General features: G+C 70.6%; 25 protein-coding genes and 1 pseudogene. 13 read left to right on the forward strand and 13 right to left on the reverse strand.

Annotation, left to right across the window (positions count from 1 at the left end):
* Positions 1–55 precede the first annotated feature (55 nt).
* The 4 genes from CG740_RS11990 to CG740_RS12005 all read right to left on the reverse strand — a co-directional run bounded on the left by CG740_RS11990 (position 56) and on the right by CG740_RS12005 (position 2,723).
* Positions 56–1,075, reverse strand: a complete 1,020-nt coding sequence (locus CG740_RS11990; protein WP_100575029.1) for a glycosyltransferase family 2 protein — start codon at positions 1,073–1,075, stop codon at positions 56–58.
* A gap of 87 nt (positions 1,076–1,162) precedes the next feature.
* Positions 1,163–1,375, reverse strand: a complete 213-nt coding sequence (locus tag CG740_RS11995; protein WP_100575100.1) for a hypothetical protein — start codon at positions 1,373–1,375, stop codon at positions 1,163–1,165.
* Positions 1,376–1,447: 72 nt separating this feature from the next.
* Positions 1,448–1,636 (reverse strand): hypothetical protein, encoded by a 189-nt coding sequence (locus CG740_RS12000; RefSeq protein ID WP_159030278.1) that lies wholly within the window; start codon positions 1,634–1,636, stop codon positions 1,448–1,450.
* A gap of 322 nt (positions 1,637–1,958) precedes the next feature.
* Entirely contained in the window at positions 1,959–2,723 is a 765-nt protein-coding gene (locus CG740_RS12005; protein WP_100575031.1) for a GntR family transcriptional regulator, read from the reverse strand.
* Positions 2,724–3,187: 464 nt separating this feature from the next.
* On the opposite strand from CG740_RS12005, the gene CG740_RS12010 reads away from it, so the two are divergent.
* From CG740_RS12010 to CG740_RS12045, 9 genes and pseudogenes are all read left to right on the forward strand, one after another.
* A complete protein-coding gene (locus CG740_RS12010; RefSeq protein ID WP_100575032.1) occupies positions 3,188–4,468 on the forward strand; it encodes an extracellular solute-binding protein in 1,281 nt (426 codons plus the stop codon).
* Positions 4,469–4,543: 75 nt separating this feature from the next.
* Positions 4,544–5,542, forward strand: coding sequence for a carbohydrate ABC transporter permease (locus tag CG740_RS12015; protein ID WP_100575033.1), 999 nt, complete (start codon positions 4,544–4,546; stop codon positions 5,540–5,542).
* Positions 5,543–5,571: 29 nt separating this feature from the next.
* Positions 5,572–6,441 (forward strand): carbohydrate ABC transporter permease, encoded by an 870-nt coding sequence (locus CG740_RS12020; protein WP_100575034.1) that lies wholly within the window; start codon positions 5,572–5,574, stop codon positions 6,439–6,441.
* A gap of 9 nt (positions 6,442–6,450) precedes the next feature.
* Positions 6,451–7,980, forward strand: coding sequence for a glycoside hydrolase family 3 protein (locus tag CG740_RS12025; protein ID WP_100575035.1), 1,530 nt, complete (start codon positions 6,451–6,453; stop codon positions 7,978–7,980).
* 797 nt (positions 7,981–8,777) lie between these two features.
* Positions 8,778–9,863 (forward strand): phytanoyl-CoA dioxygenase family protein, encoded by a 1,086-nt coding sequence (locus CG740_RS12030; protein WP_100575036.1) that lies wholly within the window; start codon positions 8,778–8,780, stop codon positions 9,861–9,863.
* Positions 9,845–11,164 (forward strand): DUF6271 family protein, encoded by a 1,320-nt coding sequence (locus CG740_RS12035; RefSeq protein WP_100575037.1) that lies wholly within the window; start codon positions 9,845–9,847, stop codon positions 11,162–11,164. Before CG740_RS12030 ends, CG740_RS12035 begins: the two co-directional genes overlap by 19 nt.
* Positions 11,157–12,320: pseudogene (locus CG740_RS12040) on the forward strand (type III PLP-dependent enzyme); the annotation flags it as partial. The gene CG740_RS12035 and the pseudogene CG740_RS12040, both read left to right, overlap by 8 nt.
* 9 nt (positions 12,321–12,329) lie before the next feature.
* Entirely contained in the window at positions 12,330–12,848 is a 519-nt protein-coding gene (locus tag CG740_RS40850) for a GNAT family N-acetyltransferase (protein ID WP_234376211.1), read from the forward strand.
* A gap of 7 nt (positions 12,849–12,855) precedes the next feature.
* Complete coding sequence (locus CG740_RS12045; RefSeq protein WP_100575039.1) at positions 12,856–14,043, forward strand: MFS transporter; 1,188 nt, start codon at positions 12,856–12,858, stop codon at positions 14,041–14,043.
* Positions 14,044–14,563: 520 nt separating this feature from the next.
* On the opposite strand, the gene nagB is transcribed toward CG740_RS12045, so the two are convergent.
* Entirely contained in the window at positions 14,564–15,349 is a 786-nt protein-coding gene (gene nagB / locus CG740_RS12050; RefSeq protein WP_100575040.1) for a glucosamine-6-phosphate deaminase, read from the reverse strand.
* A 244-nt stretch (positions 15,350–15,593) separates the two neighbouring features.
* Positions 15,594–16,346: an SDR family oxidoreductase gene (locus CG740_RS12055; RefSeq protein ID WP_100575041.1), complete on the reverse strand. Its 753-nt coding sequence runs from the start codon at positions 16,344–16,346 to the stop codon at positions 15,594–15,596.
* 102 nt (positions 16,347–16,448) lie between these two features.
* On the opposite strand from CG740_RS12055, the gene CG740_RS12060 reads away from it, so the two are divergent.
* A complete protein-coding gene (locus CG740_RS12060; RefSeq protein WP_100575042.1) occupies positions 16,449–17,060 on the forward strand; it encodes a TetR/AcrR family transcriptional regulator in 612 nt (203 codons plus the stop codon).
* 301 nt (positions 17,061–17,361) lie between these two features.
* Positions 17,362–18,828 (forward strand): sensor histidine kinase, encoded by a 1,467-nt coding sequence (locus tag CG740_RS12065; RefSeq protein ID WP_100575043.1) that lies wholly within the window; start codon positions 17,362–17,364, stop codon positions 18,826–18,828.
* A gap of 221 nt (positions 18,829–19,049) precedes the next feature.
* Here the strand turns inward: CG740_RS12065 and CG740_RS12070 are convergent, their stop codons facing one another.
* Positions 19,050–19,307: a WhiB family transcriptional regulator gene (locus CG740_RS12070; RefSeq protein ID WP_004937597.1), complete on the reverse strand. Its 258-nt coding sequence runs from the start codon at positions 19,305–19,307 to the stop codon at positions 19,050–19,052.
* 320 nt (positions 19,308–19,627) lie between these two features.
* Positions 19,628–20,593 carry a diacylglycerol/lipid kinase family protein gene (locus CG740_RS12075; RefSeq protein ID WP_100575044.1) on the reverse strand — a complete coding sequence of 322 codons (966 nt, stop codon included), beginning with the start codon at positions 20,591–20,593 and terminating at the stop codon, positions 19,628–19,630.
* A 94-nt stretch (positions 20,594–20,687) separates the two neighbouring features.
* Between CG740_RS12075 and CG740_RS12080 the strand changes: the two genes are divergently transcribed.
* Positions 20,688–21,122, forward strand: coding sequence for a hypothetical protein (locus CG740_RS12080; RefSeq protein WP_100575045.1), 435 nt, complete (start codon positions 20,688–20,690; stop codon positions 21,120–21,122).
* A gap of 91 nt (positions 21,123–21,213) precedes the next feature.
* Here CG740_RS12080 and CG740_RS12085 read toward each other — a convergent pair whose 3' ends face one another.
* The 3 genes from CG740_RS12085 to CG740_RS12095 all read right to left on the reverse strand — a co-directional run bounded on the left by CG740_RS12085 (position 21,214) and on the right by CG740_RS12095 (position 23,133).
* On the reverse strand, positions 21,214–22,164 hold the full coding sequence (locus CG740_RS12085) for an RNA polymerase sigma factor SigF (RefSeq protein WP_100575046.1): 951 nt from the start codon (positions 22,162–22,164) through the stop codon (positions 21,214–21,216).
* Positions 22,161–22,574, reverse strand: a complete 414-nt coding sequence (locus tag CG740_RS12090) for an anti-sigma regulatory factor (RefSeq protein WP_096626001.1) — start codon at positions 22,572–22,574, stop codon at positions 22,161–22,163. The genes CG740_RS12085 and CG740_RS12090 overlap by 4 nt, the downstream gene beginning before the upstream one ends.
* Positions 22,575–22,872: 298 nt before the next feature.
* Positions 22,873–23,133, reverse strand: a complete 261-nt coding sequence (locus CG740_RS12095) for a UBP-type zinc finger domain-containing protein (protein ID WP_100575047.1) — start codon at positions 23,131–23,133, stop codon at positions 22,873–22,875.
* A gap of 56 nt (positions 23,134–23,189) precedes the next feature.
* Between CG740_RS12095 and CG740_RS12100 the strand changes: the two genes are divergently transcribed.
* Positions 23,190–24,788: a Na+/H+ antiporter gene (locus CG740_RS12100; RefSeq protein WP_100575048.1), complete on the forward strand. Its 1,599-nt coding sequence runs from the start codon at positions 23,190–23,192 to the stop codon at positions 24,786–24,788.
* Between the two features lie 230 nt (positions 24,789–25,018).
* Here CG740_RS12100 and CG740_RS12105 read toward each other — a convergent pair whose 3' ends face one another.
* A complete protein-coding gene (locus CG740_RS12105; RefSeq protein WP_100575049.1) occupies positions 25,019–25,900 on the reverse strand; it encodes a 1-aminocyclopropane-1-carboxylate deaminase/D-cysteine desulfhydrase in 882 nt (293 codons plus the stop codon).
* A 67-nt stretch (positions 25,901–25,967) separates the two neighbouring features.
* Positions 25,968–26,558: an N-acetylmuramoyl-L-alanine amidase gene (locus CG740_RS12110; RefSeq protein ID WP_100575050.1), complete on the reverse strand. Its 591-nt coding sequence runs from the start codon at positions 26,556–26,558 to the stop codon at positions 25,968–25,970.
* Between the last annotated feature and the right edge of the window lie 116 nt (positions 26,559–26,674).

Raw genomic sequence — 26,674 nt, forward strand, 5'->3', positions numbered from 1 at the left:
GGCGGTGGCGGGGGACACCGGGCGGGGAGGCGGTCGCGGTGCGTGGGGCCGTGGGTCACCTGGGGCCGGCGCTGGGCACCGGGGTCCGGCGGCGCACGGTGGGCCCGAAGTCCGGTTCGGTGAGCCAGCGCACGACCCCGCGGGCCGCGCCGAGGACCAGGGCGAGGTGCAGTACGAAGTGGACGCCGGTGAACCACAGGAGGAACCCGGGACCCTTGGTGCGCAGGACGAACCGGCTGAGCCCCGGGTCGGCGCAGGCGAAGAGCAGCAGACACAGGGCGGGCACGAGCAGCAGCCACGGCGACAGGAGGCCGAGCAGCAGCGTGGGCGGCGCGAGGGCCGCGGCGAGCACGCCGAGCGGCCGGTTGGCGCTGAGCCCGCCCGCCCGCATCTGGCCGACGGCCGCGATCAGCAGCTGGGAGCGCCGGTACTGCTCGCTCAGCATGGGCCCGAGCCGGTCGACGTCGTCGTGCCGCCCGGTGACGGTCTCCGACATCCGGATGCGGTACTTCTCGACGAGCCGGCCGCTGTACTCGACGTCCTCGGAATCGCGCAGGTTCTCGTCGAACGGGCCGATCTCCTCGAAGACGTGCTTCCAGATCGCGCCGAGCGCGAAGAAGGCGGTGCGCACCTCCCCTGCGCCGCGGCGGCGCCAGAAGTGGGCGTGCAGGGCGTGGTAGCGCTCGACGGGGCCGTCGTCGAAGAGCGGCTCGGGGTCGAGCACCCCGTGCACACAGCCGAGACCGGGGTCGGCCAGGAGCTGGTCGACGGCGTTCGCCACGGCGTCCGGGGCGAGCGCGGTGTCGGAGTCGAGGAAGAAGAGGACCTCGCCGCGGGCGGCCGCCGCGCCGAGGTTGCGGGCGGCGGACACGCCCCCGTTGCGCGGACTCGCGATGAGGACGCAGGGGAATTCGCGTGCGATGTCGCGTGACCGGTCCGTGCTCGCGTCGTCGACGACAATGACGTCGAGCGGCGCGTGGGTCTGGGCGAACACCGATTCCAGACAGGCCCGCAGGGTCTTCTGGTAATTGAAATTGGGGATGATGACGGACACGCTCGGGCGGGCCCTGGGCATGGCGATTCCATTTCCGGAGTACGGGGGGTGACAAGGCACGGGGATATCGGCGTGCCGCATTTCTGGGGAGCCGGCGGTCCGGCGGTGTCAGAGGAGCCTGAAGTCCGTGATGTGGAAGCGGGCGAACTCCGGCGACGCGGCGAGCAGTCGGGCACAGATGTCCAGGGCGCGGCTCACGGCCTCGCTCTCGTCCGGACTCGTGAGGTAGAGGGCCAGTCGGATCGACCGCCCGATGACGAGCGCACGGGCCGGCCCCTCGTGGTCCCGGGGCGGGTCGATGCGCCGGAGCGTTTCGATCACCTGTGACTTCGTCGGGGGTTCCGCGTCGTCCCCGGGAGCGGCGGTCATCGAAATGCCGACGAGATAGATGGGTCAGCCCCAGGAGAATCCGTCGCCGGAGTCACCGGACGGAACGGGCGCGGGGGCGGTGACGGCGGTGGTGACGGAATCGGCGATCTGATGGGCCGGCCCCGAGGTGTTTCCCTGCGCGGTCAGTACACAGACGACCGAGGCGGCGACCGGAAGGAGAAGAACCGCGATCGAACGGAATCTGGCACGCATGAGGACCACCTTTGGGTGAGGTTTTCGGCGGGAGTTCCGGGCCGACCGGATTTCCTTTGGCGAGTTCAAGACTGGCCGACACCGGGCGGGGTGTCATCGGAAAACGGGTGGCCGCATCCGCGCGGCAGGACGGTGCCAGCCCCCGCCGCCCCCGTCGGCGCCGCGGGCCCCGCGCTCAGCAGGGGATATGCCCGTGCGGGCACCTTGCTGCCAGGCACAACGTGCCGGAGCCGGGCGGGAGTTGGAGGCGAAGGCTCCGGAACGCCGAACGGCCACGCCCCGAGGGGCGTGGCCGTTTTCCGCGGTGCTTGGCGGGTTTCGCTCAGTCGGTCGGGCGCTTCAGGCGGGCCACGAACTTGTACCGGTCGCCCCGGTAGACCGAGCGCACCCATTCCACCGGCTCGCCCTGGCCGTCGAGCGAGTGCCGCGACAGCATCAGCATCGGCAGGCCCACGTCGGTGCCGAGCAGCCCGGCCTCGCGCGGGGTGGCGAGCGAGGTCTCGATGGTCTCCTCGGCCTCCGCCAGGTGCACCCCGTACACCTCGGCGAGCGCGGTGTAGAGGGAGGTGTACTTCACCAGGGAGCGGCGCAGTGCCGGGAAGCGCTTGGCGGACAGGTGCGTGGTCTCGATGGCCATCGGCTCGCCGCTCGCCAGGCGCAGCCGCTCGATGCGCAGCACCCGGCCGCCCGCGCCGATGTCGAGCAGCCCGGCGAGGGTGTCGTCGGCGGTGACGTATCCGATGTCCAGGAGCTGGGAGGTCGGCTCAAGGCCCTGGGCCCTCATGTCCTCGGTGTACGAGGAGAGTTGGAGCGGCTGGGAGACCTTGGGCTTGGCGACGAACGTGCCCTTGCCCTGGATGCGCTCCAGGCGGCCCTCGACCACCAGTTCCTGAAGGGCTTGGCGCACGGTGGTGCGGGAGGTGTCGAACTCGGCGGCCAGCGTCCGCTCGGGCGGCACCGGGGTGCCGGGCGGAAGGGTTTCCGTCATCTCCAGCAAGTGGCGCTTGAGACGGTAGTACTTGGGCACGCGAGCGGTCCGGGCGCCGGCGCCCGCTTCCGTCTCGTTCCCGCCCGCGTCGGCGGCCATGGTCTGCCTTCCCGAGTGCTGCGCTGCTGCCGTCACCGGCTCCTCCGTCTGTCGCGGCTCACATGGTGGCACGGACCGGTCACGGGTCGTCGCCCTCCGTCAGGGTGTCGGTCCGGTAACGCGATCGACAAGCCCTTCTTATACACCGCCGCGCGGCGGACGTGCGGGGAAGTGTGCAAGTTGGTCTAAACCATTAAAGCCCAGCCGGCCCTTCGGGGCAGCCCGTGGTGGGACCGATCGGGCGCGTGGGGGCGGAGTTGAGGGATGTCCGGGGCGGTGAGGTGTCGGTCCGATAACGGACGGTCTCAGCGTTCTTATCGACTCTTGACACCCCAATAGGTCTAGGCCAAGCTCCCGGTACTGGTCTAAACCATTAAAGACCAGATCCCAGCCCCACGGGCAGTACTCGTCGTATGTGGCATCGCGGTGGGCGGGGGGTTTCAGTCATCCCTGAGGAGAGTGGCGTGAAGCGCAAGCTCATCGCGGCGATCGGCGTCGCGGGCATCATGATCGGTGCCGCGGCATGCGGCGGCAGTGACAAGAAGGACGGCGCCGCGGGGGGCGACGCCAAGGAGCTGACGGTCTGGCTCACGGTCGACGCCCAGAAGAACTGGCCCGAGCTGGTGAAGGCGGCGGACGACGCGATCGTCGCCAAGCACCCCGGCCTGAAGATCAACCACGAGTACTACGGCTGGCCGGACAAGAACGCCAAGCTCGACGCCGTCCTCGCCACCGACAAGGCGCCGGACGTCGTGGAGATGGGCAACTCCGAGATGCTGCCCTACACGGTCAAGGGCGCGTTCGCCGAGATCGACGCGTCGAAGTTCGACAACTCCGCCGCCTGGCTCGACGCGCTGAAGCAGTCGGTCACGTACAACGGCAAGACCTACGGCGTCCCCTACTACGCGGGCGGCCGCACGGCGACCTGGCGCAAGGACATCGCCAAGGACGTGGGCATCACCGCGACGCCGAAGACCTACGCCGAGCTGACGGCCGACCTGGACAAGGTGCAGGCCAAGGAGGGCGACAAGTTCAGCGCCTGGTACCAGCCCACCCGTGACTGGTACGCGGCCATGTCCTTCGTCTACGACGCCGGCGGCTCCATCGCCAAGCAGGACGGCGACAAGTTCAAGGCCAACCTGTCCTCGCCGGAGTCCATCAAGGGCCTCACCGAGTTCAAGAACGTCGTCGACAAGTACATGAAGGGCGACAAGACCAAGGACGAGGCGGACCGCCCGATCGTCTACGGCCAGGGCAAGTCCTTCCTCGTCTTCAGCCCGGCCTGGGAGGGCGCCAACGCCGCCCTGCCGGAGAACGACAAGGTCGGCAAGCTCGCCGACAAGATCGAGTCCTTCGTGATGCCGGCCCCGTCCGGCAAGGCCATGCCGGTCTTCCTCGGCGGCTCGGACCTCGCGGTCCCGGTCAAGTCCAAGGCGCAGGCGCTCGCGGCCGAGTGGATCAACGCGTTCACCGGCACCCAGGGCCAGAAGGGCCTGGTCGCCAAGGGCAACCTGCCCAACAACAAGACGGACCTCGCGCCGCTGAAGTCGGACCCGAAGACGGCCGTCCCGGCCACTGCGGCCGAGTCCAGCTGGTTCGTCCCGATGGCGCCGGGCTGGGGCCAGGTCGAGAAGGCCAAGACCCTCCAGGACATGCTCCAGGCCATCGGCACCGGTAAGAAGACGGTCGAGGCCGCCGCGAAGGACGCGGACGCCGCGATCGACAAGGTCATCAACACCAAGTGACCTTTGGGCAGGGCCCCGTCACCGTGACGGGGCCCTGCCTGGCCAGTTCCAGAGAGGGATCACCAGGAGCGCGCGATGAGTGCCGCAGAGACAACCACCGCCAAGGTGCCGCCGGCGCGGCGCGACCCACTACCGGGTGCTGGATCCGGTCATCCCGGCAAGCCGGGGAAGAAGCGTGGCACGGGCGGGGGAGCGGCGGTGCCCTGGGCACTGCTCGCGCCCTGTCTGCTCGTCCTCGCGCTCGTCCTCGGCTATCCGCTGGTACGGCTCGTCACCCTGTCCTTCGAGAAGTTCGGGCAGCCCCAGCTGTGGGGCTTCCAGGCCGCCGAGTCGGTCGGCCTCGACAACTTCACCAACGTCCTCGGCGACAGCGAGTTCTGGCAAGTCGTCGTGCGCACCATCGTCTTCGCCGCCACCGCGGTCGTCCTGACCATGGTCATCGGCATGCTGATAGCCCTGCTGCTCCAGCGGGTCTCGGGCTGGGTCAAGACCCTCATCAACATCGCCCTGGTGGCGAGTTGGGGCATGCCCATCGTCGTCGCGATCACCATCTTCAAGTGGATGTTCGACAGTGACTATGGCGTACTGAACTGGCTGCTCAGCCAGTTGCCCGGGGTCGACGTCACCGGACACAACTGGTTCATCAGCAGCACCCAGGGCCTCGCCGTGATCATGCTGCTCGTGGTCTGGGGAGCGGTGCCGTTCGTGGTCATCACGCTCAGCGCCGGTCTCACCCAGGTCCCCAAGGAACTGGAAGAGGCCGCCCGGCTCGACGGCGCCGGCTCCTGGGGCGTGTTCCGGCACGTCACGCTGCCGATCCTCAAGCCCATCATCGTGATGCTCGCGACGCTCTCGGTGATCTGGGACATGGGTGTCTTCCCGCAGGTCTTCGTGATGCGCGGCGGCCACCCCGAGCCGGAGTACCAGCTCCTCACCACGTACTCGTACGACAAGGCCTTCGTCGTCAACGACTACTCGCAGGGCTCCGCGATCGCCCTGCTCACCGTGCTCCTGCTGCTCGGTGTGATCGCGGTGTACATGCGCCAGATGCTCAAGATCGGGGACGTCGAGTGAGCATCGCGAACGGACAAGACGGAGTAACGATGGCTGCCTCGACCGCCACGGCGCCCGCCGCGCTGCGCGCCAAGCCCACCCGCAAGAAGACCAAGCTCGGCTGGAACCTGCTCGGCCTGCTCGTCTTCGTCACCGCGGGCTTCCCGGTCTACTGGATGCTGAACACCGCGTTCAAGCCCGCCAAGGACGCGATCGATCCCGACCCGCATCTGTTCCCCACGCACTTCACGCTCGACAACTTCCGGCGGGCGCTCCAGATCGGCGACTTCTGGGGCTCGATCGGCCGGTCCGTGATCGTCTCGGTCGTCGTGGTCCTGATCGGCATCGCGGTCGGGCTGCTCGCGGCCCTCGCCATCTCCCGGTTCGCCTTCCGCGGGCGCAAGATCGTCATCATCGGCATCCTCGCGGTCCAGATGGTCCCGCTCGTCGCCATGATCATCCCGGTCTTCCTGCTGCTCAACGACCTCGGTCAGTACGACAAGCTCTCGGGCCTGATCATCACGTACCTGACCTTCATCCTCCCCTTCACGGTGTGGACGCTGCGCGGTTTCATCGTCAACGTCCCCAAGGAGCTGGAGGAGGCGGCCATGGTCGACGGGTGCACCCGCACCGGCGCCTTCCTCCGCGTGGTCTTCCCGCTGCTCGCCCCCGGCATGGTGGCCACCTCGGTCTACGGTTTCATCCAGGCCTGGAACGAGTACCTCTACGCCCTCATGCTGATGAGCCAGAATCATCAGACGGCGACCGTGTGGCTCTCCAACTTCACCACCCAGCACGGCACCGAGTACGCCCCGATGATGGCCGGATCGACCATGATGGCCGTCCCCATCGTGATTCTCTTCCTCCTCGTCCAGCGCAAGATGGCCGCGGGTCTGACGGCCGGCGCAGTGAAGGGATAACCCCGCCCCATGACGACTATGACCACGGGTTCCGACACTCTGACCCGCGACGCCCTTGCCGTGCTCCAGCCCGGGTTCGTCGGCACCACCGCGCCGGACTGGCTGCTGCGCCGCATCGGCGAAGGCCTCGCCTCCGTCGGCCTGTTCGGCCGCAACATCGTCTCGGCCCCTCAAGTGGCGGCCCTGACCGCCCAGTTGAGGGCCGAGCGGGACGACCTCCTGGTGGCCATCGACGAGGAGGGCGGTGATGTCACCCGCATAGAGGTCCGCACCGGCTCGTCCTTCCCCGGCAACCTGGCGCTCGGCGCGGTCGACGACCTGGACCTGACCCGCGCGGTGGCCCGCGAACTGGGCCGGCGGCTCGCCGAGTGCGGCGTCAACCTGAACTGGGCCCCGTCCGCGGACGTGAACTCCAACCCGGACAACCCGATCATCGGCGTCCGGGCCTTCGGTGCCGACACCGACCTGGTGGCCCGGCACACCGCCGCCTACATCGAGGGCCTCCAGGCCTCCGGCGTCGCGGCCTGCACCAAGCACTTCCCCGGCCACGGCGACACCAATGTCGACTCGCACCACGCGATGCCCCGCATCGACGTCGATCTCGACACGCTGCACGCGCGTGAGCTGGTGCCCTTCCGGGCCGCGATCGCCGCGGGTTCCAAGTCGGTCATGAGCGCGCATATCCTTCTTCCCGCGCTCGACCCCGCCCGTCCCGCCACGCTCAGCCCGCGCATCCTCACCGGACTGCTGCGCGAGGAGCTCGGCTACGACGGGCTGATCGTCTCGGACGCGGTGGAGATGCAGGCCATCGCGGGGACGGTCGGCATCGAGCGAGGCTCGGTCCTCGCGATCGCGGCGGGCGCCGACGCCCTGTGCGTCGGCGGCGGCCTGTCCGACGAGGGCACCGTACTGCGGCTGCGCGACGCGCTGGTCGCGGCGGTACGCGACGGCGAGCTGGCCGAGGAGCGCCTGGCCGACGCCGCCGCACGGGTCCGTGCGCTCGCCGCGTGGGCCCAGCGGGCCAGGGGGGACGTGACGGCGCCGGGCGCGGCGGTGCAGGAGGGGACCGCGCCCGGCACCGGCACCGGTATCGCGAGCGACATCGGCCTGGTCGCCGCGCGCCGCGCCGCCAAGGTCACCGCCTCGCCGTCGTGGCAAGCGCTGAAGCAGGCCCCGTACGTCGCCACCTTCACGCCGGTCATGAACATCGCGGTGAGCAGCGAGACGCCCTGGAGCATCGGCGCCGAGCTCGACGGGCTGCTGCCTGGCACCGAGAGCGGCACCTTCGGCACGGACGCCGCGGCGGCCGATGTGCTCGCTGCCGCGGGGGACCGCCGCATCGTCGCGGTCGTCCGTGACGAGCACCGCCACCCGTGGATGGCGGCGGCCCTGGACGCGCTGCTCGCGGCGCGCCCGGACACGGTCGTGGTGGAGATGGGCGTGCCCCGGGCAACCCCGCGCGGCGCCCTGCACATCGCCACCCACGGCGCGGCACGAGTGTGCGGACGGGCGGCGGCGGAGGCCATCGCGGGAGTCTGACACGCCCCACCGATCACGTGGCGGGGTGACGGCCGGCGGGCCGTCACCCCGCCACGTTTGCATGTGCGGGTGTGGCGAGGGGAGCGTGGCGAGGGTGTACGAAGGGGCCGACTTCCGATGTACGCGAGGGCCGACTTGCGCCCCGGCACCGGAGTGTGGAACTCCGCTTGGCTCTCCCGAAGCGTTCCAACTCGGCTTGGCCAAGGTCTACTTGACAGTACGTAGCCCTTGTGTGTCCGGTGCGTGAACCCGCCCCTTTTGCGCCTCGCGGCCCGTCAACTTGGGGCTTGACACCGGAAGTTGGTCTAGTCCACCTTGGAGGTACGCAAGATCGGTGCAGGTGTCCTCGGCTCGCGAGCGGCACCACATCCAAGGAGGTGGCAACCCCGGCTCAGTCTTCGTGGAGACGTACGTGCTCCACCGGTTGACCGGCCGGCGCGACGGTGCGCCGATGTCGCCAACTCCGTTCCCTCCATGCCTCTTTGCCCTCGCAATGCCAGCCGAGAACCGGTCGGCGCAGGACCGTGCCGAGGGCGCCCCCGCATCGCCCGGCACCCCGCACCCCCGGCCCCGGACGGCCGCAAGGCGGCAGCCGGACGCGAGCACCCCGTCCGCCGAACCCATCCGCCCACAGCGATTCGCCGCCGACCGTGACCTCACCCGGCCCGCGCGATCCGCTCCGGCGGCCGCACCCTTCCCGCACTCGCCCCCGTCCTCGGCACGCCCGCGCCCGGGCCGCCTCCCCGCGCCGCCCGGGACCCGCTCAGCCACCGGCCATCCTGACCTGGAGTGATCGCATGACGGCCCCCGACCGATATCTGTTCCGAGCCGCCTCGGACGTCCCCTACTTCAGCTCGGACGGCGGCGAGACCTACCTCGCCCGCACCCAGCTGCGGGACATCGAGAAGTCCCGCCCGCTGCGCGTCCTGTCCGAGGAGGACTTCGCGTTCTGGCAGACGTACGGGTACGTCGTCGTGAAGGAGGCCATCCCGGCCGACGCCGCCCGGCGGCTGCTCGACTTCACCTGGGACTTCCAGGGCCTGGACCCCGAGCGGCCCGAGACCTGGTACTCCGAGGACCGCGAGTTCGCCACCGAGCTCGAACAGCACCTGCACGTCTACGGGTTCGTCGAGGCCTACCACCACCAGCTCCTGTGGGACAGCCGTCAGGCACAGCGGGTCTACGACGCCTTCGCCGACGTGTGGGACTGCGAGGAGCTGTGGGTCACCCTCGACCGGCTCAACCTGAACCCGCCCAACATCAAGGACCGCGACCGCGCGCTGATCGAACCCACCGACAAGGGCTTCGACATCGAGCTGCACTGGGACGTCGACACCACGCTCGGCGTGCTGCCGCAGCGCGTCCAGGGCATCATCGCGCTCAACGACACCCAGGACGACCACGGCGGCTTCCAGTGCTCGCCCGAGCTGTTCCGCCGTTTCGACGAGTGGCGGATCGGGCAGCCCGCCGACCGCGACCCCATCAGGCCCGACGCCGACCGCTCGGAGTTCCCCGTCATCCGGCCCCAGCTCAAGGCCGGCGACCTGCTGATCTGGAACGGCCTGCTCGCGCACGGCGTGGCCCGGAACACCTCTGACAACGGTGTCCGCGCGGTCCAGTACCTCTCGATGATGCCCGCCCTGGAGTCGGACCAGGAGGTGCGCAAGTCCCGCGTCGAATCCTGGCGCAGCCTCAGCACCCCGGACTGGAACAAGACGCTGGTCGGCGACGCCCGGCGGCACGAGTCCCTCAGGTATCCCACCGCCACCCTGAACGACCTCGGCGCCAAACTGCTCGGCCTCGAATCCTGGCACGGACAGGACGCGGCAGCACAGGACGCCGAGCGGCCGACCGGAGATCAGTCATGCGCGCAATCTGCCTGACCCTGCCCACCAACCGGCCCTGCGCCGCCACGATCACGGCGCTGGGCGAAGAGGCCGCGTACGCCGTCGAGCACTTCGACGTCGAGGTCCACCTGCTGGTCCTGGACTCGTGCGCGGAGCCGATACGCGCCGAACACGCCGAAGCGATAAGGCGGTTGAGACCGCACGAGCGGATCGTCGTGCACCATCTGGACGAGGCGCGGCAGCGGCACTTCCTCCAGCGCGTCATCGAACGCGCCGGTCTCACCAAGCCCGATCTGCTGCTCGATCTGATGCTGCCCGCCGAGGTGTCGTACGGGGCCTGCACCAACCGTGCCTTCCTCGTCGCGAGCGCGCTCGGCTGCTCCTCCGTGCACCGCCGCGACTCCGACAGCGTCTACCAGACCCTGGACGGCGAACCGGTCTACCCCATCCACCACGAGCTCCTCTCGCTCGGCAAGCGCGCGGTGGACGCCGTCCCCGACGTGACCCGCACCCGGCTCGACCCGGCGGACATCCACAAGCCGGTGGCCATGGTGGGCAGTTCCTTCGTGGGCGAGCTGTCGGTGGACATCGGCGAGATACGCGAGCTCGACCCGGCCCTCTACTACGAGGTCGTCGGCCTGTGGGCCGAGGAGGGGGCGTCCGCCGAGGAGCGGCGCGAGCTGGTCGACGAGTCGTTCGTCGGGGCCGGCACCGACCCGTTCACGCACGACGAGTCCACCCTGGGCACCCCCGACATCTGGCGCATCGACATGTGCAACATCGGCCTCGACCACGAGGTCTACGAGCGGGTGCCGCTGCCGCCCGCGACCAGCACCATCGGCAGCGACTACTTCCTGCTGCACCTGGTCCGCGACGCGACGCTGCCCGGTGTGGTGCACAACCGGAACATCGTGAACTACTACACCCCCGAGCGCCGGACCGGCCCCGGGTTCACCGCCTACCAGCTGCGGTTCACCAAGTTCCTCCTGTCGATGCTCTACCTCTACCCCGTCTACACGGCGATGGAGGGGGCCCGCGGGGCGCTGCTCGACGAGAACCACCACGTACGCGCCGCCACCATCGGCGAGCTCGTCGGACGCAGCACGGGCACGGACCGGGCCGAGAACATCCGCAGGCTCGATGTCGTCGACCGCTGTTACCGCCAACTGGGCGGCAAATACGCGGAGTTCGCCGACCACATCCGTCCGCTGCGCGAGCGGCTGCTCGACGAGGCGCAGGCCGACATGGAGGACTTCGCGCTGCTCATCGAGGCATGGGGCCCGCTGGTCACGGCCAGCAGGTCCGAGAGCCCGGCCCGGGGTGTCGACGATGCCTGAGAGCGCGGCCCTCAGGGCGGCCCTGGACGCCGCCACCGACGACCGGATCTTCTTCGACCTCAGCGGCATCGAGGCCCAGTACGCGGCCCTGCTGCGGCAACTGCCCGGCATCGCGGTCCGCTTCGCCATGAAGGCGTGCCCGGTGGACGAGGTGCTCGGCGCGCTGGCCCGCCAGGGCGCGGGCTTCGACGCGGCCAGCCCGCGAGAGATCGAGCAGGCGCTCGCGACGGGCGTGCCGGCCGAGCGCATCCACTACGGCAACACGATCAAGTCGGACGAGAACATCGCCGACGCCTACCGTCTGGGCATCAGGGACTTCGCGACCGACAGCGTCGAGGACGTCACGGCGATCGCCCAACACGCCCCTGGATCAAGGGTGTTCTGCCGTCTCGCCACCAGCGGCGAAGGCGCGCTGTGGGGCCTCAGCCAGAAGTTCGGCTGCTCGGCCGACGACGCCGTACGCGTGCTGGAAGCCGCACGCGACGCGGGTCTGACCCCGGCGGGCCTGTCCGTGCACGTCGGCTCGCAGCAGATGACCTCGGAGGCCTGGCGGGGCGCGCTGGACGATCTCGTGGACCTGGTGGCGGTCCTGGGCGGCCGGGGCATCCTGCTCGACCACATCAACCTCGGCGGCGGCCTGCCCGCCCTCGGCTGCCTCGACAAGCGCGGCCGGCCGCTGGAGCCGCCGCTGGACAAGATGTTCGCCGTGCTCCGCGAGGGCATGCAGCGCCTGCGCGAGGAGTCGGCGTCACCGCTGGCCTTCCTCATGGAGCCCGGCCGCCACCTGGTGGCCGACCACGGCGCCATCCGCGCTCGCGTCTCCCGCCTCTCCACCCGCCGCCAGCGCGACGGCGAGCGGCAGAACTGGCTCTATCTGAGCTGTGGGAAGTTCAACGGCCTGTACGAGATGGACGAGTTGCAGTACCGCCTGGAGTTCCCGGGGCACGCCGAGGACCGTCAGGTCCCGGCCGTGGTCGCGGGCCCCACGTGCGACAGCGACGACGCCTACGACCACGAGTCCGGACGCGTCCAGGTCCCCGCGGGGGCGGCTTCCGGCGACCCGGTCTGGATCCACTCCTGCGGCGCGTACGCCGTGGGCTACACCACCCAGGGCTTCAACGGCTTCGACCCGCTGCCCTACACCTGCATCGGAGGTGCGGAGCGGATGCCTCCGTCGAACACCGGGCTGCTGCCGGACACGGATGTCGTCGTCCGCCCGCTGGCCGAGCGCGACTGGGACGCGATCGTGGCCCTGGAAGCGGACGCCTACACCGAGGACGGCCTGTCCGAGGGCAGGGATGCCCTCAAGTCCCGTCATTTCGACGGTACTTGCTTCGTGCTGGAGGAGTCCGGACGAGTCGGCGGCTATCTCCTGGCGCTGCCCTACCCGCCCTTCTCCAGCCCGGACCTGAGCCGCGCCGAAGGGTCGGGCCACCCCTCGCCGAACCTCCACGCCCACGACCTCGTCATCGCCGAGGACCTGCGCGGCCGGGGCCTCGGCCCCCGGCTGCTCACCCATCTCCGCGAGACCGCACGGGAGTTGGGCTACGAACAGATCTCCCTGGTGGCCGTCAGGGGAGCCCATGTGCTGTGGGCCCAGCTCGGCTACCGCGCCCACCCCGAGGTCGAACTGCCGGAGAGCTACGGCACGAACGCGATGTACATGTCCATGGAAGTAGGCTGAAACGCGCATGTATCGCCTTCGCGATGAATACCGGCGGTCACAGGCGGCGATCGCGGCACTGTTCTGCTGTCTCGGTTTCCAGTACGCCACCTGGGTCTCGCGGATTCCCGCGCTGAAGACGAGGCTCGACCTGTCCGAGGCGGAACTGGGCCTGCTCCTCATGGTCTGCGGGGCCGGGGCCGCCCTCTCCTTCCCGCTGGTGGCGGTCCTGACCAGGCGGTTCGGCTCCCGCCGGCTCGCGGTCGGGTCCGCCCTCGCCCTCGGGGCGGTCCTGCTCGCGCTGTCGGTCACGCCGAACTACGCGGTGACGCTGTTGATCGTCTGCTGCGACGGGGTCGCGGTCGGCTGTCTGAACGTCGCGATGAACGCGCAGGCGGCGGCGCTTGAGGTGAAGTACCGGCGGACCACGATGGCGAAGATGCACGCGACGTTCAGCGCCGGCTCGCTGTTCGCCGCGCTGCTCGCCTCCGGCGTCACCTCGCTGTCCTCGGCGCTGCCGGCCCACTTCCTCACGGCGACGGCACTGCTCGCGGCGCTGGTGCTCGCGGCGAGCGGAGGTCTGCTGACGGAGGATCAAAGTCCTGCGGAGCACGCGGAGTCGTCCGACTCCGACCCGGCAGCCGGAGAGAAGCGAAAGGGGCTGACCCTGCCGACCCGGGTGACGATCTGGATGGGTCTGGCGATGGCGTTCGGCACGGTGACCGAGGGGGCCATGAACGACTGGTCGGCGCTCTATCTGAAGGACACGGCGGGTGCGCCGGCGGAGCTGGCTCCGCTGGGCATCGCCGTGGTCTCGGTGATGATGGTCCTGGCCCGCCTCTTCGCCGACGGCTGGCGCACGAAGTGGGGCGACGAACGGATCGTGCGGGTCGGCAGCGTGCTGGCCGGCGCGGGCCTCGCGCTCGCCCTGCTGGCCGGCGGGGTGGTCCCGGCACTGCTCGGGTTCGCCTGCGTCGGGCTCGGCATCGCGGCGGTGACGCCGTGCGTGTACGTGGCCGCGGCCCGCCAGGGCTCGGACGCCCTGGCGCTGGTCGCCGCGATGGGCACGACGGGGTTGCTCGGCGGGCCCGCGGTGATCGGCTTCATCGCGAACGGTACGAGTCTGGCGTGGGGGATGGGGGCGGTCGCGGCCTCGGCCCTGGTCGTCGCCCTGTGCAGCACCCGGATCCGCTTCCCGGCCCTGACCCCGGCGTAACGGCTCCGCCGGCCCGCGGTTCCGGGTACGCGGGGGCGGGACCGCCGCCGGCCCGGCCCCGCCGCGCCCTGCGCCGCTCGCGCAGTTCCCCGCGCCCCTTGGGGGTGGTTCTGCTGTGGTCCGGCCCCGGCTCGTCGCGGCCTGGTCGCGCAGTTCCCCGCGCCCCTGGGGGGTGTCGGCTTTGTGGTCCGGTCGCGGCCCGGCGGGGGCTGGTCGCGCAGTTCCCCGCGCCCCTGGGGGGTGCCGTGGCGGCCGGGCGAAGCGCCCTGAGGGATCGCGGTGCCGGCAGGGCCAAGCGCCCTTGGGGGCGCGGGGAACTGCGCGAGCAACCACGCATGGTCCGCGGGCGGAATCGGGTGTGAGGGGCGCCGGGAACTGCGCGATCGGCCCAGCACGGTCCGAGGGCGGAGTCGGGCTTTTGGGGGCGCGGGGAACTGCGCGATCAGCCACGCACGGTGCGAGGGGGAAGCCGGTTCAGGGGCCCGGGGCCGCGCCGAAGGCGGCCCCGCCCCCAGGGGGGCTAAAGCCCCTGCCACACCGGCTTGTTGGTGAAGGTGTGCCGGAAGTACGGCGCAAGCTTCAGCTTCGACGCCGCCGCCTCGTCCACGACAACCGTCGCGTGCTGGTGCAACTGGAGCGCCGAGGCCGGCACCACCGCGGCGACAGGCCCCTCGACGGTCTGCGCGACCGCCTCGGCCTTGCCCTCACCCGTCGCGAGCAGCACCAGGTGACGTGCCTCCAGGATCGTCCCGATGCCCTGGGTGATCACATGGTGCGGCACCTGCTCGATGTCGTCGTCGAAGAAGCGCGCGTTGTCGACCCGGGTCTGCTCGGTCAGCGTCTTGATCCGGGTGCGCGAGGCGAGCGAGGAGCAGGGCTCGTTGAAGCCGATGTGCCCGTCCGTGCCGATGCCCAGGATCTGGAGGTCGACCCCGCCGGCCGAGGCGAGCGCCAGGTCGTACGCCTCGCACGCCGCCTGGACGTCCTCGGCGGAGCCGTCCGGCCCGATGAAGGAGTCCGCGCCGAGCCCGAGCGGCTCGACGACCTGGCGGATCACGGTGGCACGGTAGGACTCGGGGTGCCCGGCCGGCAGCCCCACGTACTCGTCGAGCTGGCACACACGGGCCCGCGACACGTCCACGTCACCGGCGGAGACCTTCGCGGTCAGCGCGTCGTAGATCGGAATCGGGGTCGAGCCGGTGGCCACCCCGAGCAGCGCGTCGGGCTTGCGGCGCCACAGGGCGGCGATCGACTCCGCGATGAGCTCGCCGCCTGCCTTGGCGTCCGGGACGATGACAACTTCCACGTGGGCCTGCCGATCTGGAGACGTGAAACTACAACGGGCGTGGTATAGACCAATCTAGCAGAGTGACGGCCCCGAGGAGCAGGCTCGCGCCTGCTCCCATGGTCGACCGCCCGGGTGGCCGGAACGCATACGAAGGCGGCCATTCGGAGGCATGGCGCATGTCCGGGGTGCGGCCGCAGGGGGCACCCCCGCGCCGGCCCCTCGGCCGGTGGTGCCCCCGGTCCCGCCGTCGGCGCACCCGGTCCTAGGCGATCACGCCGCCGGTCGCGTCCAGCCACTGGCCGGTGATCCAGCGCCCGTCCGAGGAGGCCAGGAACCCGACCACGTCCGCGATGTCGGACGCCTCGCCGACCCGGCCGAGCGGCGACATCGCGGCCGTCGCCGCCCAGGCGTCGTCGTTGTCGCGCAGCCAGCCCGCGTTGATGTCGGTGTCGATGACCCCGGGCGCCACCGAGTTCACGGTGATCCCGCGCGGGCCGAGGAGCTTCGACAGGTTCCGGGTGAGCACATCGAGCGCGCCCTTGGTCATGGCGTACGTGAGCGTCTCCGGCATCATGGCCGCGCGCGCGAGGCCGCTGGAGATGTTGACGACCCGGCCGCCGTCGCGCAGCCGGGTCAGGCCGAGCTGCGTCACGAAGAACGGGGCCTTGGCGTTGACCGCGAAGAACCGGTCGTAGGCCTCCTCGGGGACCTCGCCGAACGGTATGGGGTACCCGACCCCGGCGTTGTTCACCAGGATGTCGACCCCGTCGGCCAGCTGGTCGAAGGCCTCCCACAGGGCGGCCGCGTCCCCCGGAACCCCGAGCTCCTGCCCGATCGCGAAGGCGGAGCCGCCCGCCTCCTCGATGGCCGCCACCGTCTCCTTGGCCGCCGCCTCGTTCGTGCCGTAGTGCACGGCCACCCGCGCCCCGTCCCGGCCGAGGCGCTCGGCGATCCCGCGCCCGATGCCCCTGCTGCCGCCCGTGACCAGTGCCGTCTTTCCGTCGAGCGAGCCCATGGCCGCGCTCCTTCCACCCCGAATATTTATGTAGCGGTCGCTACGGAAAGAAACGTAGCACATTCTTTAGTGGTCGCTAAAGAAGCGCGGTACGATCGGCGCATGGCGACGAAACAGCGCGGCCGCCCCCGCTCCTTCGACCGGGACAAGGCCCTGGAACAGGCCACGATGGAGTTCTGGCGGCACGGCTACGAGGTGACCTCGGTAGCCGATCTGACCCGGGCCATGGGCATCGGTGCACCCAGCCTCTACGCCGCCTTCGGCGACAAGCGGACCCTCTTCGAGGAGGTCCTGACCGCTTACGGGGCGACCTACGGGGCCTTCGCGGCGCGGGCCCTGGCCGAGGAGCCGACCGCACGCCGGGCCGTCGCCCGGCTGCTGCGCGAGGCCGCCGCCGAGTTCACCGACCCGGCGCACCCGTACGGCTGCCTGGTCATCAGCGCCGCGGCCAACTGCACCACCGAAGCCGTCAGCGCGGGCCTGCGTGAGCAGCGGAACGCCAACCTGGACGTCATCGAGAGCCGGATCGCCGCGGACATCGCCGCCGGGCACCTGCCCGAGGGCACCGACGCGCGCGCACTCGCCCGGTTCAGCGGGGCGGTCTTCCAGGGCATGTCCCAGCAGGCTCGCGACGGGGCGGGCCGCGCCGAACTCGAAGCCGTCGCCGAGGCAGCCATGCTGGCCTGGCCCTCGGAGCGGACACGGGCGCGCTGAGGGTTGCGAGAGGCGGGCCGGCGCGGAATATTGCGGGGTGCAGATGGATGGACAGGGCAGAATGGTCTAGTCCACAATGAACACATCGAGCTTCCGCCCACCCCGCACAGGCGGGCGGGACCGAGGCCCCGGCGCTCTCTGCCCTGACCGCGCCGTGACCTCTCTTGAGGCCGGAGGGACCGCACACCCGCCGGCCGGCAATCGGGCTGCGGTGCCCGGACGGGCTGAGGGTCCTGTCCTGGCGCCGCGGCCCGCAGTCATTTTCGTCGTGGGACGCAGGTACGCTCACAGCGTGCCCTCCATGAACGACCTCGTCCGCCAGCACACCGCTCTGAGTGAATCCGACCTGGAGTGGCTGCACCTGTTGGTCTCGGAGTGGCAGCTGCTCTCCGACCTCTCCTTCGCCGACCTCGTCCTGTGGGTGCCCACCCTGGACGGCACGCGCTATGTGTCGGTCGCCCAGATGCGGCCCAACACCGGCCCCACCTCCTACCAGGACGACATGGTGGGCCACCTGGTGCCGCGCGGCCGGCGCCCGCTCCTGGACGCCGCGCTCGACGAGGGCCGCATCGTGCGCGAGGGCGACCCGGAGTGGCGCGAGGAGGTGCCGGTCCGGGTCGAGTCGATCCCGGTGCGCCGGGAGGGTCGGGTCCTCGGCGTCATCGCGCGCAACACCAACCTGCTCACCGTGCGTACGCCCTCGCGCCTGGAGCTCACCTACCTCCAGTCCGCCTCCGACCTCGCGCAGATGATCGCCGCCGGATCCTTCCCGTTCCCCGGCCAGCAGGTCGACATGGACGCCTCGCCGCGCGCCGGCGACGGCCTGCTCCGGCTGGATGCCGACGGCATCGTCCAGTACGCCTCGCCCAACGCGCTCTCCGCCTATCACCGGCTCGGCCTCGCCTCCGACCTCGTCGGCCAGCACCTCGGCCAGCTGACCTCCGAACTCGCGCCGGCCCGCGGCCCGGTCGACGAGGCCATCGTCAAACTCGCCAGCGGATACGCGCCGAGGGAGGCCGAGGTCGAGGGCAACGGCGGGGTGATCCAGCTGCGCGCCATCCCGCTGAAGCCGAAGGGCACGCGCATCGGCTCCCTCGTGCTGCTGCGCGATGTGACCGAACTGCGCCGCCGCGAGCGGGAGTTGATCACCAAGGACGCCACCATCCGGGAGATCCACCACCGGGTGAAGAACAACCTCCAGACGGTCGCGGCCCTGCTCCGCCTCCAAGCCCGCCGGATGGACTCCGACCAGGGCCGCGAGGCCCTCAACGAGGCGGTCCGGCGCGTCGGTTCGATCGCCATCGTGCACGAGACGCTCTCGCAGAACCTGGACGAGCGCGTCGAGTTCGACGAGATCGCCGACCGGGTCCTCGCCATGGTGGCCGAGATCTCGCCCGGCAAGGTCAACTGCCGCCGCACCGGCCGCTTCGGCATACTCGACGCCGAGGTCGCCACCCCGCTGGCCATGGTCCTGACCGAGGTGTTGCAGAACGCGCTTGAGCACGCGTTCGCGCCGGGGGAGCAGGGTTCGGTGGAGGTCTCGGCGCTGCGCGGCGGCACCCGCGAGGAGTCCCGGCTGCTGATCACCGTGCGGGACGACGGCCGGGGGCTGCCCGAGGGATTCGACGCCCAGCGCACCGGGAATCTGGGTCTGCAGATCGTACGGACGCTGGTGGAAGGGGAGTTGGGCGGAGGCTTCGACATGGTGCCGGCGCCCGACCGCGGCACGAAGGTCGTGCTCGACATCCCGGTGGGCCCCGAGAAGTAGCGGGTACCCCACGCCCCGCGGCGTACACACCCCGGCGTACACACCCCGGCCTACCCGCACCGGCGCCCCCACCCCGGCCTGCGCACAGCAGCGAGCCCCGAACCGTGAGACACGGTTCGGGGCTCGAATGCTGTGGGTTACTGCTGCGCGCTGCGGCTCGGGGGGCGGTGAGTGCGTACGCTCTGTACGCGCCGCGCGTTGCTAAGGCGGGAAGTGGGGGCTCAGGCGGTCGCGTTGCGCGCCCGGTTGCGAGCGGCACGGCGCTTCATCGCGCGGCGCTCGTCCTCGCTGAGGCCACCCCAGACGCCGGAGTCCTGGCCGGACTCAAGCGCCCACTGCAGGCACTGCTCCATGACGGGGCAGCGGCGGCAGACGGCCTTGGCTTCCTCGATCTGCAGCAGCGCAGGACCGGTGTTGCCGATGGGGAAGAACAGCTCGGGGTCTTCCTCACGACAAACGGCGTTGTGACGCCAGTCCATGGCTGCTACCTCTCTTGGTGTTACGTGCAGGGGGGTGCTTGTGAATGTGAACGCTTTCACGAATCCCTCAACAAGGGAAGGGCCATCTTCCAGTTGGACTGGTGGTGGTCCTTGATTGAGGAGGGGTTCTGGCTTTCAGTGGAGGCCGGTGTTGCGGGCCGTCCCGATCGCCATGTAGAGATTCGCAAACCTCGGCGGCGGATACAACCCCTTCAGGAAAGTTTTTTTGGATTCCTCGGTGTCGACTGGGTCACAGTCGTACTTCCATGGGGTGGATGCCAGCCTAAACGTTCGAGTGAAAGGACTTTGGGCCCTTCCACTCACACAATCACACGCAGTGCACGGCGTACGCCTGTGAACGCCACGCTCGTACGCAGACCAAGGTGGTCGCCGTCCATCTGGAAGGGGAGCGGGGCCTTGGAATGCAAGGTGAAGTCCGTCAGGTCGTGCAGTGATACGGCGTGCTTGCCGTGCGGACCCCGATCGGGGGTCGAAGTGAGCAGCTGGGTCGCGTAGCGGGTCGCCGTGGGCGTGGTCATCTTCGTCAGGGCCAGGACGTCGAGGGCCGCCTCGAAGGAGGCCTCGGGGGACGCGTACAGCGGACGATTGCCCAGGTAGGTGTAGGGGGAGGTGTTGCAGACTATCGAGAGGACGAGATCCTCGACGGGGTCGGCGCCGGGCCGCTCCAGCGTGATCTGGCCGTGTCTGCGATGGGGCTCGCCGAAGAACTGGCGCGCCACCTGGCGCAAATAGAGCGCGTGCGTGGAGCGCTTGCCGCGCTCCCTCTGCTGTTCGACCCGGCCCACCACACCCGCGTCGAATCCGAATCCGGCACAGAAAGTGAACCAGCGTTCCGGTACGCCCTCGTCGACGGTGCCGGCCACCCCGGAGGCGAGACCCAGACTCACCGTGCGGCTGCGGTCCTCGCGCAGCGCGTCGAGAATGACACCGGTCGACTCCACGGCGTCATTGGGCAGACCGAGCGCCCGCGCGAACACATTCGTCGAACCGCCGGGAACCACGGCGAATTCGGGGAGTTCGGGGCTCGGCCCGTTGTGCAGCAGACCGTTCACGACCTCGTTGACCGTGCCGTCGCCACCGAGCGCCACCACGAGATCGATGTCATTGCTCTCGGCGGCCCGCCGGCCGAGGTCCTTCGCGTGCCCGCGGTACTCGGTGGTGACCGCTTCCAGCTTCATCTCGCTGGCCAGCGCGTGAATGAGGACGTCACGCGTACGCGCACTGGTGGTGGTAGCCGCCGGGTTGACCACGAGGAGTGCACGCATGGGCGCCAGACTACCTACCGGGGGGTACCGAGGCGCACCTGGGCCGGACCGCCCGCCCCGGGGCGGGCCCCCGCGACCGGGCTACCCTGGCCGGGTGAGTACTGAGCAGACCCCCGAAGCCCCCGCCGAACCGCGCCCCGGCCGGCTGACCGCCGCGGCGGCAGTGTCCGCGCTGGAAGGGCTCGCCCTGGTCGCCGGTGGCCTCTTCATGCTCGTGCTGGGCCTGACCGGCAAGCCCGACAAGCCCACCCAGGCCGAAATGGGCGGCCTGACCCTGGTGGTCCTCGGTCTGATCCCGCTGATCGCCGCCCGCGGTCTGCTGCGCCGCCGCAGCTGGAGCCGGGGCCCCGCCATGATCACCCAGATCATGGCGCTGCCCGTGGCCTGGATGTTCCTCAATTCGGACGGGGCGCCCTGGATCCCGGCCGGCATCGCGCTCGCCGCGGTCGCGATCACCGGTCTGGTGCTCCTGGTGAACCCGGCGACCACCCGGGCGCTGGGCATCCGCGGGCCGATGCGGGACGCGTGAGCGCGAACACGAAGGGGTCCGCGGGTGAGCCCCCGGACCCCGGCCCCTCCCGGTGAAGGAGCGGCCGACCGCGTCCTGTGCGAGAAACCCGCTACTCCTCCACGAGGAGCCTCTCCCGAAGCTGGGCCAGTGTGCGGGCAAGCAGCCGCGAGACGTGCATCTGTGAGATGCCGACCTCCTGCGCGATCTGCGACTGGGTCATGTTGCCGAAGAACCGGAGCAGCAAGATCCGCTTCTCTCGCGGCGGCAGGTCCTCAAGCAGTGGTTTGAGAGACTCGCGGTACTCGACGCCTTCCAGCGCCTCGTCCTCCGCGCCGAGGGTGTCCGCGACCGCGGGCGACTCGTCGTCCGTGTCCGGCACGTCGAGGGAGAGCGTGGAATAGGCGTTGGCCGACTCCAGGCCCTCCAGCACCTCTTCCTCCGAGATGCCGAGCCGCTCGGCCAGTTCGTGCACCGTGGGCGAGCGGCCGTGCTGCTGGGACAGCTCCGCCGTCGCCGTGGTGAGCGCGAGCCGCAGTTCCTGGAGCCGGCGCGGCACCCGTACCGCCCAGCCCTTGTCACGGAAGTGCCGCTTGATCTCGCCGACGACGGTGGGGGTCGCGTACGTCGAGAACTCGACGCCCCGCTCGGGGTCGAACCGGTCCACCGACTTGATCAGACCGATCGTGGCGACCTGCGTCAGATCGTCGAGCGGCTCGCCACGGTTGCGGAAGCGCCGGGCCAGGTGCTCGACCAGTGGCAGGTGCATCCGGACCAGCTGATTGCGCAGCTCCGCCTTCTCGGACGAGCCGTCGGGCAGCTTGCGCAGCTCGATGAACATCGCCCGCGCCCCGCTGCGATCGTGTGGATCGTGATGCCTGTGCTCGATGTGCTCGCTCATAAGGGCCGCCCGCTCTGCCTGCTCCGCCGCGTACAAAACGCCATCTGGGCCATCCACAGGGCTGTCCACCGGGTGCGGCCGGGCCTGCTGCTCCGGAATGCCCACGGGGCGTACCGCTTCCGGAGTGCGCTCGCCGTCCCGCACCGGACCCTCCCCGCTCACGCCGGTCCGGGTCCCGCGCCGCGCTGTTTGTACAGGCTGATGGAGACCGTACGGTCATCGGCGACGGTGGATTCCACCTTGCCGGCCAGGGCGGAGAGCACCGTCCACGCGAAGGTGTCGCGCTCCGGGGCCCGGCCGTCGGTGGTCGGCGCCGAGACGGTGACCTCCAGTGAGTCGTCCACGAGGCGGAAGACGCAACTCAGTACGGAACCTGGAACGGCCTGCTGGAGCAGGATCGCGCAGGCCTCGTCGACCGCGATGCGCAGATCCTCGATCTCGTCGAGGGTGAAGTCCAAACGTGCCGCGAGTCCGGCCGTGGCCGTACGCAGCACCGACAGGTAGGCACCCGCGGCCGGCAGCCGGACTTCCACGAAGTCCTGATTCCCGGGCTCGCCTGCGATCTGGGACACCCTCACCTCCAAGGTGGCACAAGCTCTGTCGAGGCCCAAGGAGGGGGGAGGTCCCGGGGCCGTGGGTACGGGGTCCGTACCTGGACTGGCGACGCTATCGCGATCCATGGTGCCCTGTCGCCGGGAGCTCTCCCGGCGGCTGTCACTCATGGTAAGCCTATGAGTACGGACAGTGGCTAGAGGTTTGCAGTGCCCAATTGCGGTGAAGCGGGACCGGGTTGACGTACCCAGGCGGCGGGCGCTTCGAACCTTCCCGTACGTCCCTCGCGCATCGGACGGGGAACGCGGGAGGCCGCTCTCACACCAGCAGGCCGTCCACGAAGCACCAGCGCCAACTCTCGCCGGGCTCGAAGGTCCGCATCACCGCGTGACCGGTCTCCTTGAAGTGGCCCGTGGCGTGCTGGTGCGGCGAGGAGTCGCAGCAGCCCACGTGCCCGCAGACCAGGCACAGACGCAGCTGTACGGGGTGCGTACCGTCCTTCAGGCACTCCGGGCAGGTGTCGTTCAGCGGGGCCGGCTCGGGGCGCGGCAGTTCTGCAACGTGCGGACACTCGCTCATGATGGCCAGGTTACGACGGAGCGCGGGGCGCTGGTGGACGGGGACGGACGGATCTGATGGATGCATTGCCGCTGGTGGGGCTGATCGCGGCGAGCGCGGCGGTCGCGGGGGCCGCCCGCAGGACGCCGGTTCCCGCGCCGCTGCTCCTGGTGGCGGTGGGACTGATCGGGGCGTACGTGCCCGGGGTGCCCGCCTACACCCTCGACCCGCACATCGTGCTGCCGCTCGTGCTGCCGCCGCTGCTGCACACGGCCGCGCTGGAGAGCTCCTACCTCGATCTGCGGGCCAACCTGCGGCCGGTGGCGCTGCTTTCGGTCGGCTACACGCTGTTCGCGACGGTGGCGGTGGGCTATCTCGCCTACCTCCTGGTGCCCGATCTGCCGCTGACGGCCGCGCTGGTGCTCGGTGCGGTGATCGCGCCGCCGGACGCCGTCGCCGCCACCGCCATCGCGCGCCGGCTGCGGCTGCCGAGCCGTATCACCACGATCCTCCAGGGCGAGTCCCTGGTGAACGACGCGACCGCGATCACCGCGTACAAGGTGGCGCTCGCGGCCGCGGTCGGTGCGGGCGCCACCTGGGGCGGCGGGATCAAGGAGTTCGCGCTCGCCTCGATCGGCGGGGTCGGGGTGGGGCTCGTCCTGATGCTGCCGCTCCACTGGCTGCGCCGCCATCTGCGCGAGGCGCTCCTCCAGAACACGCTGTCGCTGCTCATCCCGTTCGTCGCGTACGCGGCGGCCGAGCAGGTCGGGGCGTCCGGGGTGCTGGCCGTGGTGGTCGTCGCCCTCTACCTCGGCCACCGGTCCTGGCAGGTGGACTTCGCCACCCGGCTCCAGGAGGAGGCGGTCTGGAAGATGGTCTCCTTCCTCCTCGAATCGGCGGTGTTCGCGCTGATCGGTCTGCAAATGCCGGTGGTTCTCAAGGGACTTGGGGAGTACGGGGTCGGCGAGGCGGTCTGGTACGCGATCGGGGTGTTCGTCCTGGTGGTGCTGGCCCGCTTCGTGTGGGTCTTCCCGGCGACGTTCCTGCCGCGCGCCCTGTCCGAGAAGATCCGTCGCCGCGAGCCGGAGACGGACTGGACGGCGCCCGTGATCGTGGGGTGGGCCGGGATGCGCGGGGTGGTCTCGCTGGCCATCGCCTTCTCGATCCCGCTGACGACGGCGGACGGTTCGGCCTTCCCGGCACGCAACCTGGTGCTGTTCCTGACCTTCACCACGGTCATCGGCACGCTGGTCGTGCAGGGCCTGACCCTGCCGCCGCTGATCCGCCTCCTGAAGCTCCCCGGGCGGGACACCCAGGCCGAGACGCTGGCCGAGGCGCAGGCCCAGAGCGAGGCGTCCCAGGCGGCCGAGGCGCGCCTGGACGAGCTGCTCGCCGACCCGCGCAGCACGCTGCCGCCGCCGCTCGCGGACCGGCTGCGGACGGTCCTTGAGCGGCGGCGCAACGCGGTGTGGGAGCGGCTCGGGGCGGTCAACGAGGTGACGGGGGAGTCGGCGGACGCGACGTACCGGCGGTTGTCGCGGGAGATGATCGAGGCGGAGCGGAAGGTGTTCGTGTCGCTTCGGGACGATCGCCGTATTGACGACGAGATGATGCGGACGTTGCTGCGCAGGCTGGACCTGGAAGAGGCGGCGGCCTACCGCGACGCCGACACCTGACCCCCTGGGGCTCCGCCCCAGACCCCGGTCGCGCCTCAAGGGCGCTCGTCCCCAATCTCCCCCAAGGCCTTGAGGGCCGGTGCCCAGCACCGGTGCCGCCTAGGGGCGCGGGGAACTGCGCGACCGGCCACGCACGGTCAGCGGCCGAACTCGCGGGCCAGAACCGGGTTCCGAGGCGGAGTCCCGGCGCATCCCGGCCCGCGCATCGCGGCCCGGCCCGGTGGGGCGGTTCAGGGGCGGCCGGTGATGACCGCCGCCAGCGTCGTGCCGGGGGCGAACACCCCCTCCTCCGCCAGCTCCCGCAGCGCGAACAGCAGCTTCGCCACGTACACCCGCTCCACCCCCACCCCGTGCCGCCCCTCGAAGTCCCGCGCGAACGCGTCGAGTTCGGGGGGTACGCGCCCGTACCCCCCGAAGTGGAAGCGGTCGGCCAGGGTCCAGGCGCCCCGGGGCCCGCCGAAGGCCGCGTCCTGGAGCGCGCGGACCTCCTCGCCGAGGAAGCCGCCCTTCAGGACCGGCACGCCGATCGCCCGCTGGGCAGGGGCGAGGCCGGCGGCGAGGCCGGCCAGGGTGCCGCCGGTGCCGCAGGCCACCGCGACCACGTCCGTCAGGCCGCGCAGCTCCGCCCCCAGCTCCGTACAGCCGCGCACCGCGAGGGAGTTGCTGCCGCCCTCCGGCACGACGTACGCCCGGGGTGAGAGGAGGTCCAGGAGACCCGCCAGGACCTCCGGGTCGGACTTGCAGCGATAGGTCGCGCGGTCCACGAAGTGGAGCCGCATGCCGTCCGCCGCGCACTGTGCGAGCGACGGGTTGAGCGGCCGGCCGGCCAGTTCGTCACCCCGTACGACGCCGAACGTGGGGAAGCCGAGGAGCCGCCCCGCCGCGGCGGTCGCGCGGAGGTGGTTGGAGTAGGCGCCGCCGAAGGTGAGGACCGGCCGGCCGGCCGCGGCGCGCAGGTTCGGCACCAGCTTGCGCCACTTGTTGCCGATCAGGTCGGGGTGGATCAGATCGTCCCGCTTGAGCAGTAGCCGCACCCCGTACCGGCCGAAGCGCTCGTCCGTCACCTCCTGGAGGGGGGAGGGGAGGCGGGGGGCGAGCGCTTCGGGGGTCATGCACCCATTGTCACGTCGGTCACCCGCTGCCACAGCAGCCGTCTGCCGCCGCTTCAGCCACCTGCCGTCACTTCAGGCGCTCGTGCACGCGTTCCCGCAGCCAGTCCATCGTGAAGCCGCGCGGGTCGATCTTGCCGACCTGCCACTCCTTGTGGCCGATGACCGAACGCTCGGTCCAGCCGTAGTGGCGGCACACGGCCGCGGCCGCCTTCTCGACGGCGTCGAGCTGGGCCGCCGGCCAGGGATCCTTGCCGTCACCCAGGTTCTCGCACTCGAATCCGTAGAAGTGCGTGTTCCCGTCGGTGTCGTTGGTCAGCGGCGGCGGCAGCCGCTTCTCGGCGATCACCGCGCGCAGCACGTTGGAGTCGCCCGCGCCCGCGTGGTTGGCGCGGCCGTTGCCGACGAGGTGGACCGTGCCGTCCTTGGTGATCACCCCGTGGCAGAGCGGGCCGGGCAGGGAGTCGTAGCCGTCGTAGCAGATGCGGACCGTGGCGTCGGCGCCGCTGGTCGCGGTGTGGTGGATGACTACGCCGTTGATCGGACCCCAGCCGCCGTGGCCGGCCCGGTTGTGGGTGCGCCACTGGCCTACCTCGACGACGCGGAGGCCCTCGGCGCGCAGGGCGGCGAGGAATTGGTCTGCGGACATGGGTGGGGCCATGGCCGGCTCCCTTCCAGAGCGGTGCGGAACGTCTCGTACCGCTTGTACCCCAACTCCCGCTATGGGGCGATCTGTTCGTTTTGCCGTGCGATCCGATCCGGACAGGCCGCCCGCCG

It is taken from the genome of Streptomyces sp. CB01201 (genome assembly GCF_002803085.1).
Taxonomy (GTDB): domain Bacteria; phylum Actinomycetota; class Actinomycetes; order Streptomycetales; family Streptomycetaceae; genus Streptomyces; species Streptomyces hundungensis.

Bases quoted from the DNA above. Each gene is read 5' to 3' on its own strand.
- CG740_RS11990 (WP_100575029.1), bottom strand. From the start codon at position 1,075: ATGCCCAGGGCCCGCCCGAGCGTGTCCGTCATCATCCCCAATTTCAAT.
- CG740_RS12000 (WP_159030278.1), bottom strand. From the start codon at position 1,636: ATGCGTGCCAGATTCCGTTCGATCGCGGTTCTTCTCCTTCCGGTCGCC.
- CG740_RS12005 (WP_100575031.1), bottom strand. From the start codon at position 2,723: ATGGCCGCCGACGCGGGCGGGAACGAGACGGAAGCGGGCGCCGGCGCC.
- CG740_RS12015 (WP_100575033.1), top strand. From the start codon at position 4,544: ATGAGTGCCGCAGAGACAACCACCGCCAAGGTGCCGCCGGCGCGGCGC.
- CG740_RS12020 (WP_100575034.1), top strand. From the start codon at position 5,572: ATGGCTGCCTCGACCGCCACGGCGCCCGCCGCGCTGCGCGCCAAGCCC.
- CG740_RS12025 (WP_100575035.1), top strand. From the start codon at position 6,451: ATGACGACTATGACCACGGGTTCCGACACTCTGACCCGCGACGCCCTT.
- CG740_RS12030 (WP_100575036.1), top strand. From the start codon at position 8,778: ATGACGGCCCCCGACCGATATCTGTTCCGAGCCGCCTCGGACGTCCCC.
- CG740_RS12035 (WP_100575037.1), top strand. From the start codon at position 9,845: ATGCGCGCAATCTGCCTGACCCTGCCCACCAACCGGCCCTGCGCCGCC.
- CG740_RS40850 (WP_234376211.1), top strand. From the start codon at position 12,330: ATGCCTCCGTCGAACACCGGGCTGCTGCCGGACACGGATGTCGTCGTC.
- CG740_RS12045 (WP_100575039.1), top strand. From the start codon at position 12,856: ATGTATCGCCTTCGCGATGAATACCGGCGGTCACAGGCGGCGATCGCG.
- CG740_RS12055 (WP_100575041.1), bottom strand. From the start codon at position 16,346: ATGGGCTCGCTCGACGGAAAGACGGCACTGGTCACGGGCGGCAGCAGG.
- CG740_RS12060 (WP_100575042.1), top strand. From the start codon at position 16,449: ATGGCGACGAAACAGCGCGGCCGCCCCCGCTCCTTCGACCGGGACAAG.
- CG740_RS12065 (WP_100575043.1), top strand. From the start codon at position 17,362: ATGAACGACCTCGTCCGCCAGCACACCGCTCTGAGTGAATCCGACCTG.
- CG740_RS12070 (WP_004937597.1), bottom strand. From the start codon at position 19,307: ATGGACTGGCGTCACAACGCCGTTTGTCGTGAGGAAGACCCCGAGCTG.
- CG740_RS12075 (WP_100575044.1), bottom strand. From the start codon at position 20,593: ATGCGTGCACTCCTCGTGGTCAACCCGGCGGCTACCACCACCAGTGCG.
- CG740_RS12095 (WP_100575047.1), bottom strand. From the start codon at position 23,133: ATGAGCGAGTGTCCGCACGTTGCAGAACTGCCGCGCCCCGAGCCGGCC.
- CG740_RS12100 (WP_100575048.1), top strand. From the start codon at position 23,190: ATGGATGCATTGCCGCTGGTGGGGCTGATCGCGGCGAGCGCGGCGGTC.
- CG740_RS12105 (WP_100575049.1), bottom strand. From the start codon at position 25,900: ATGACCCCCGAAGCGCTCGCCCCCCGCCTCCCCTCCCCCCTCCAGGAG.
- CG740_RS12110 (WP_100575050.1), bottom strand. From the start codon at position 26,558: ATGGCCCCACCCATGTCCGCAGACCAATTCCTCGCCGCCCTGCGCGCC.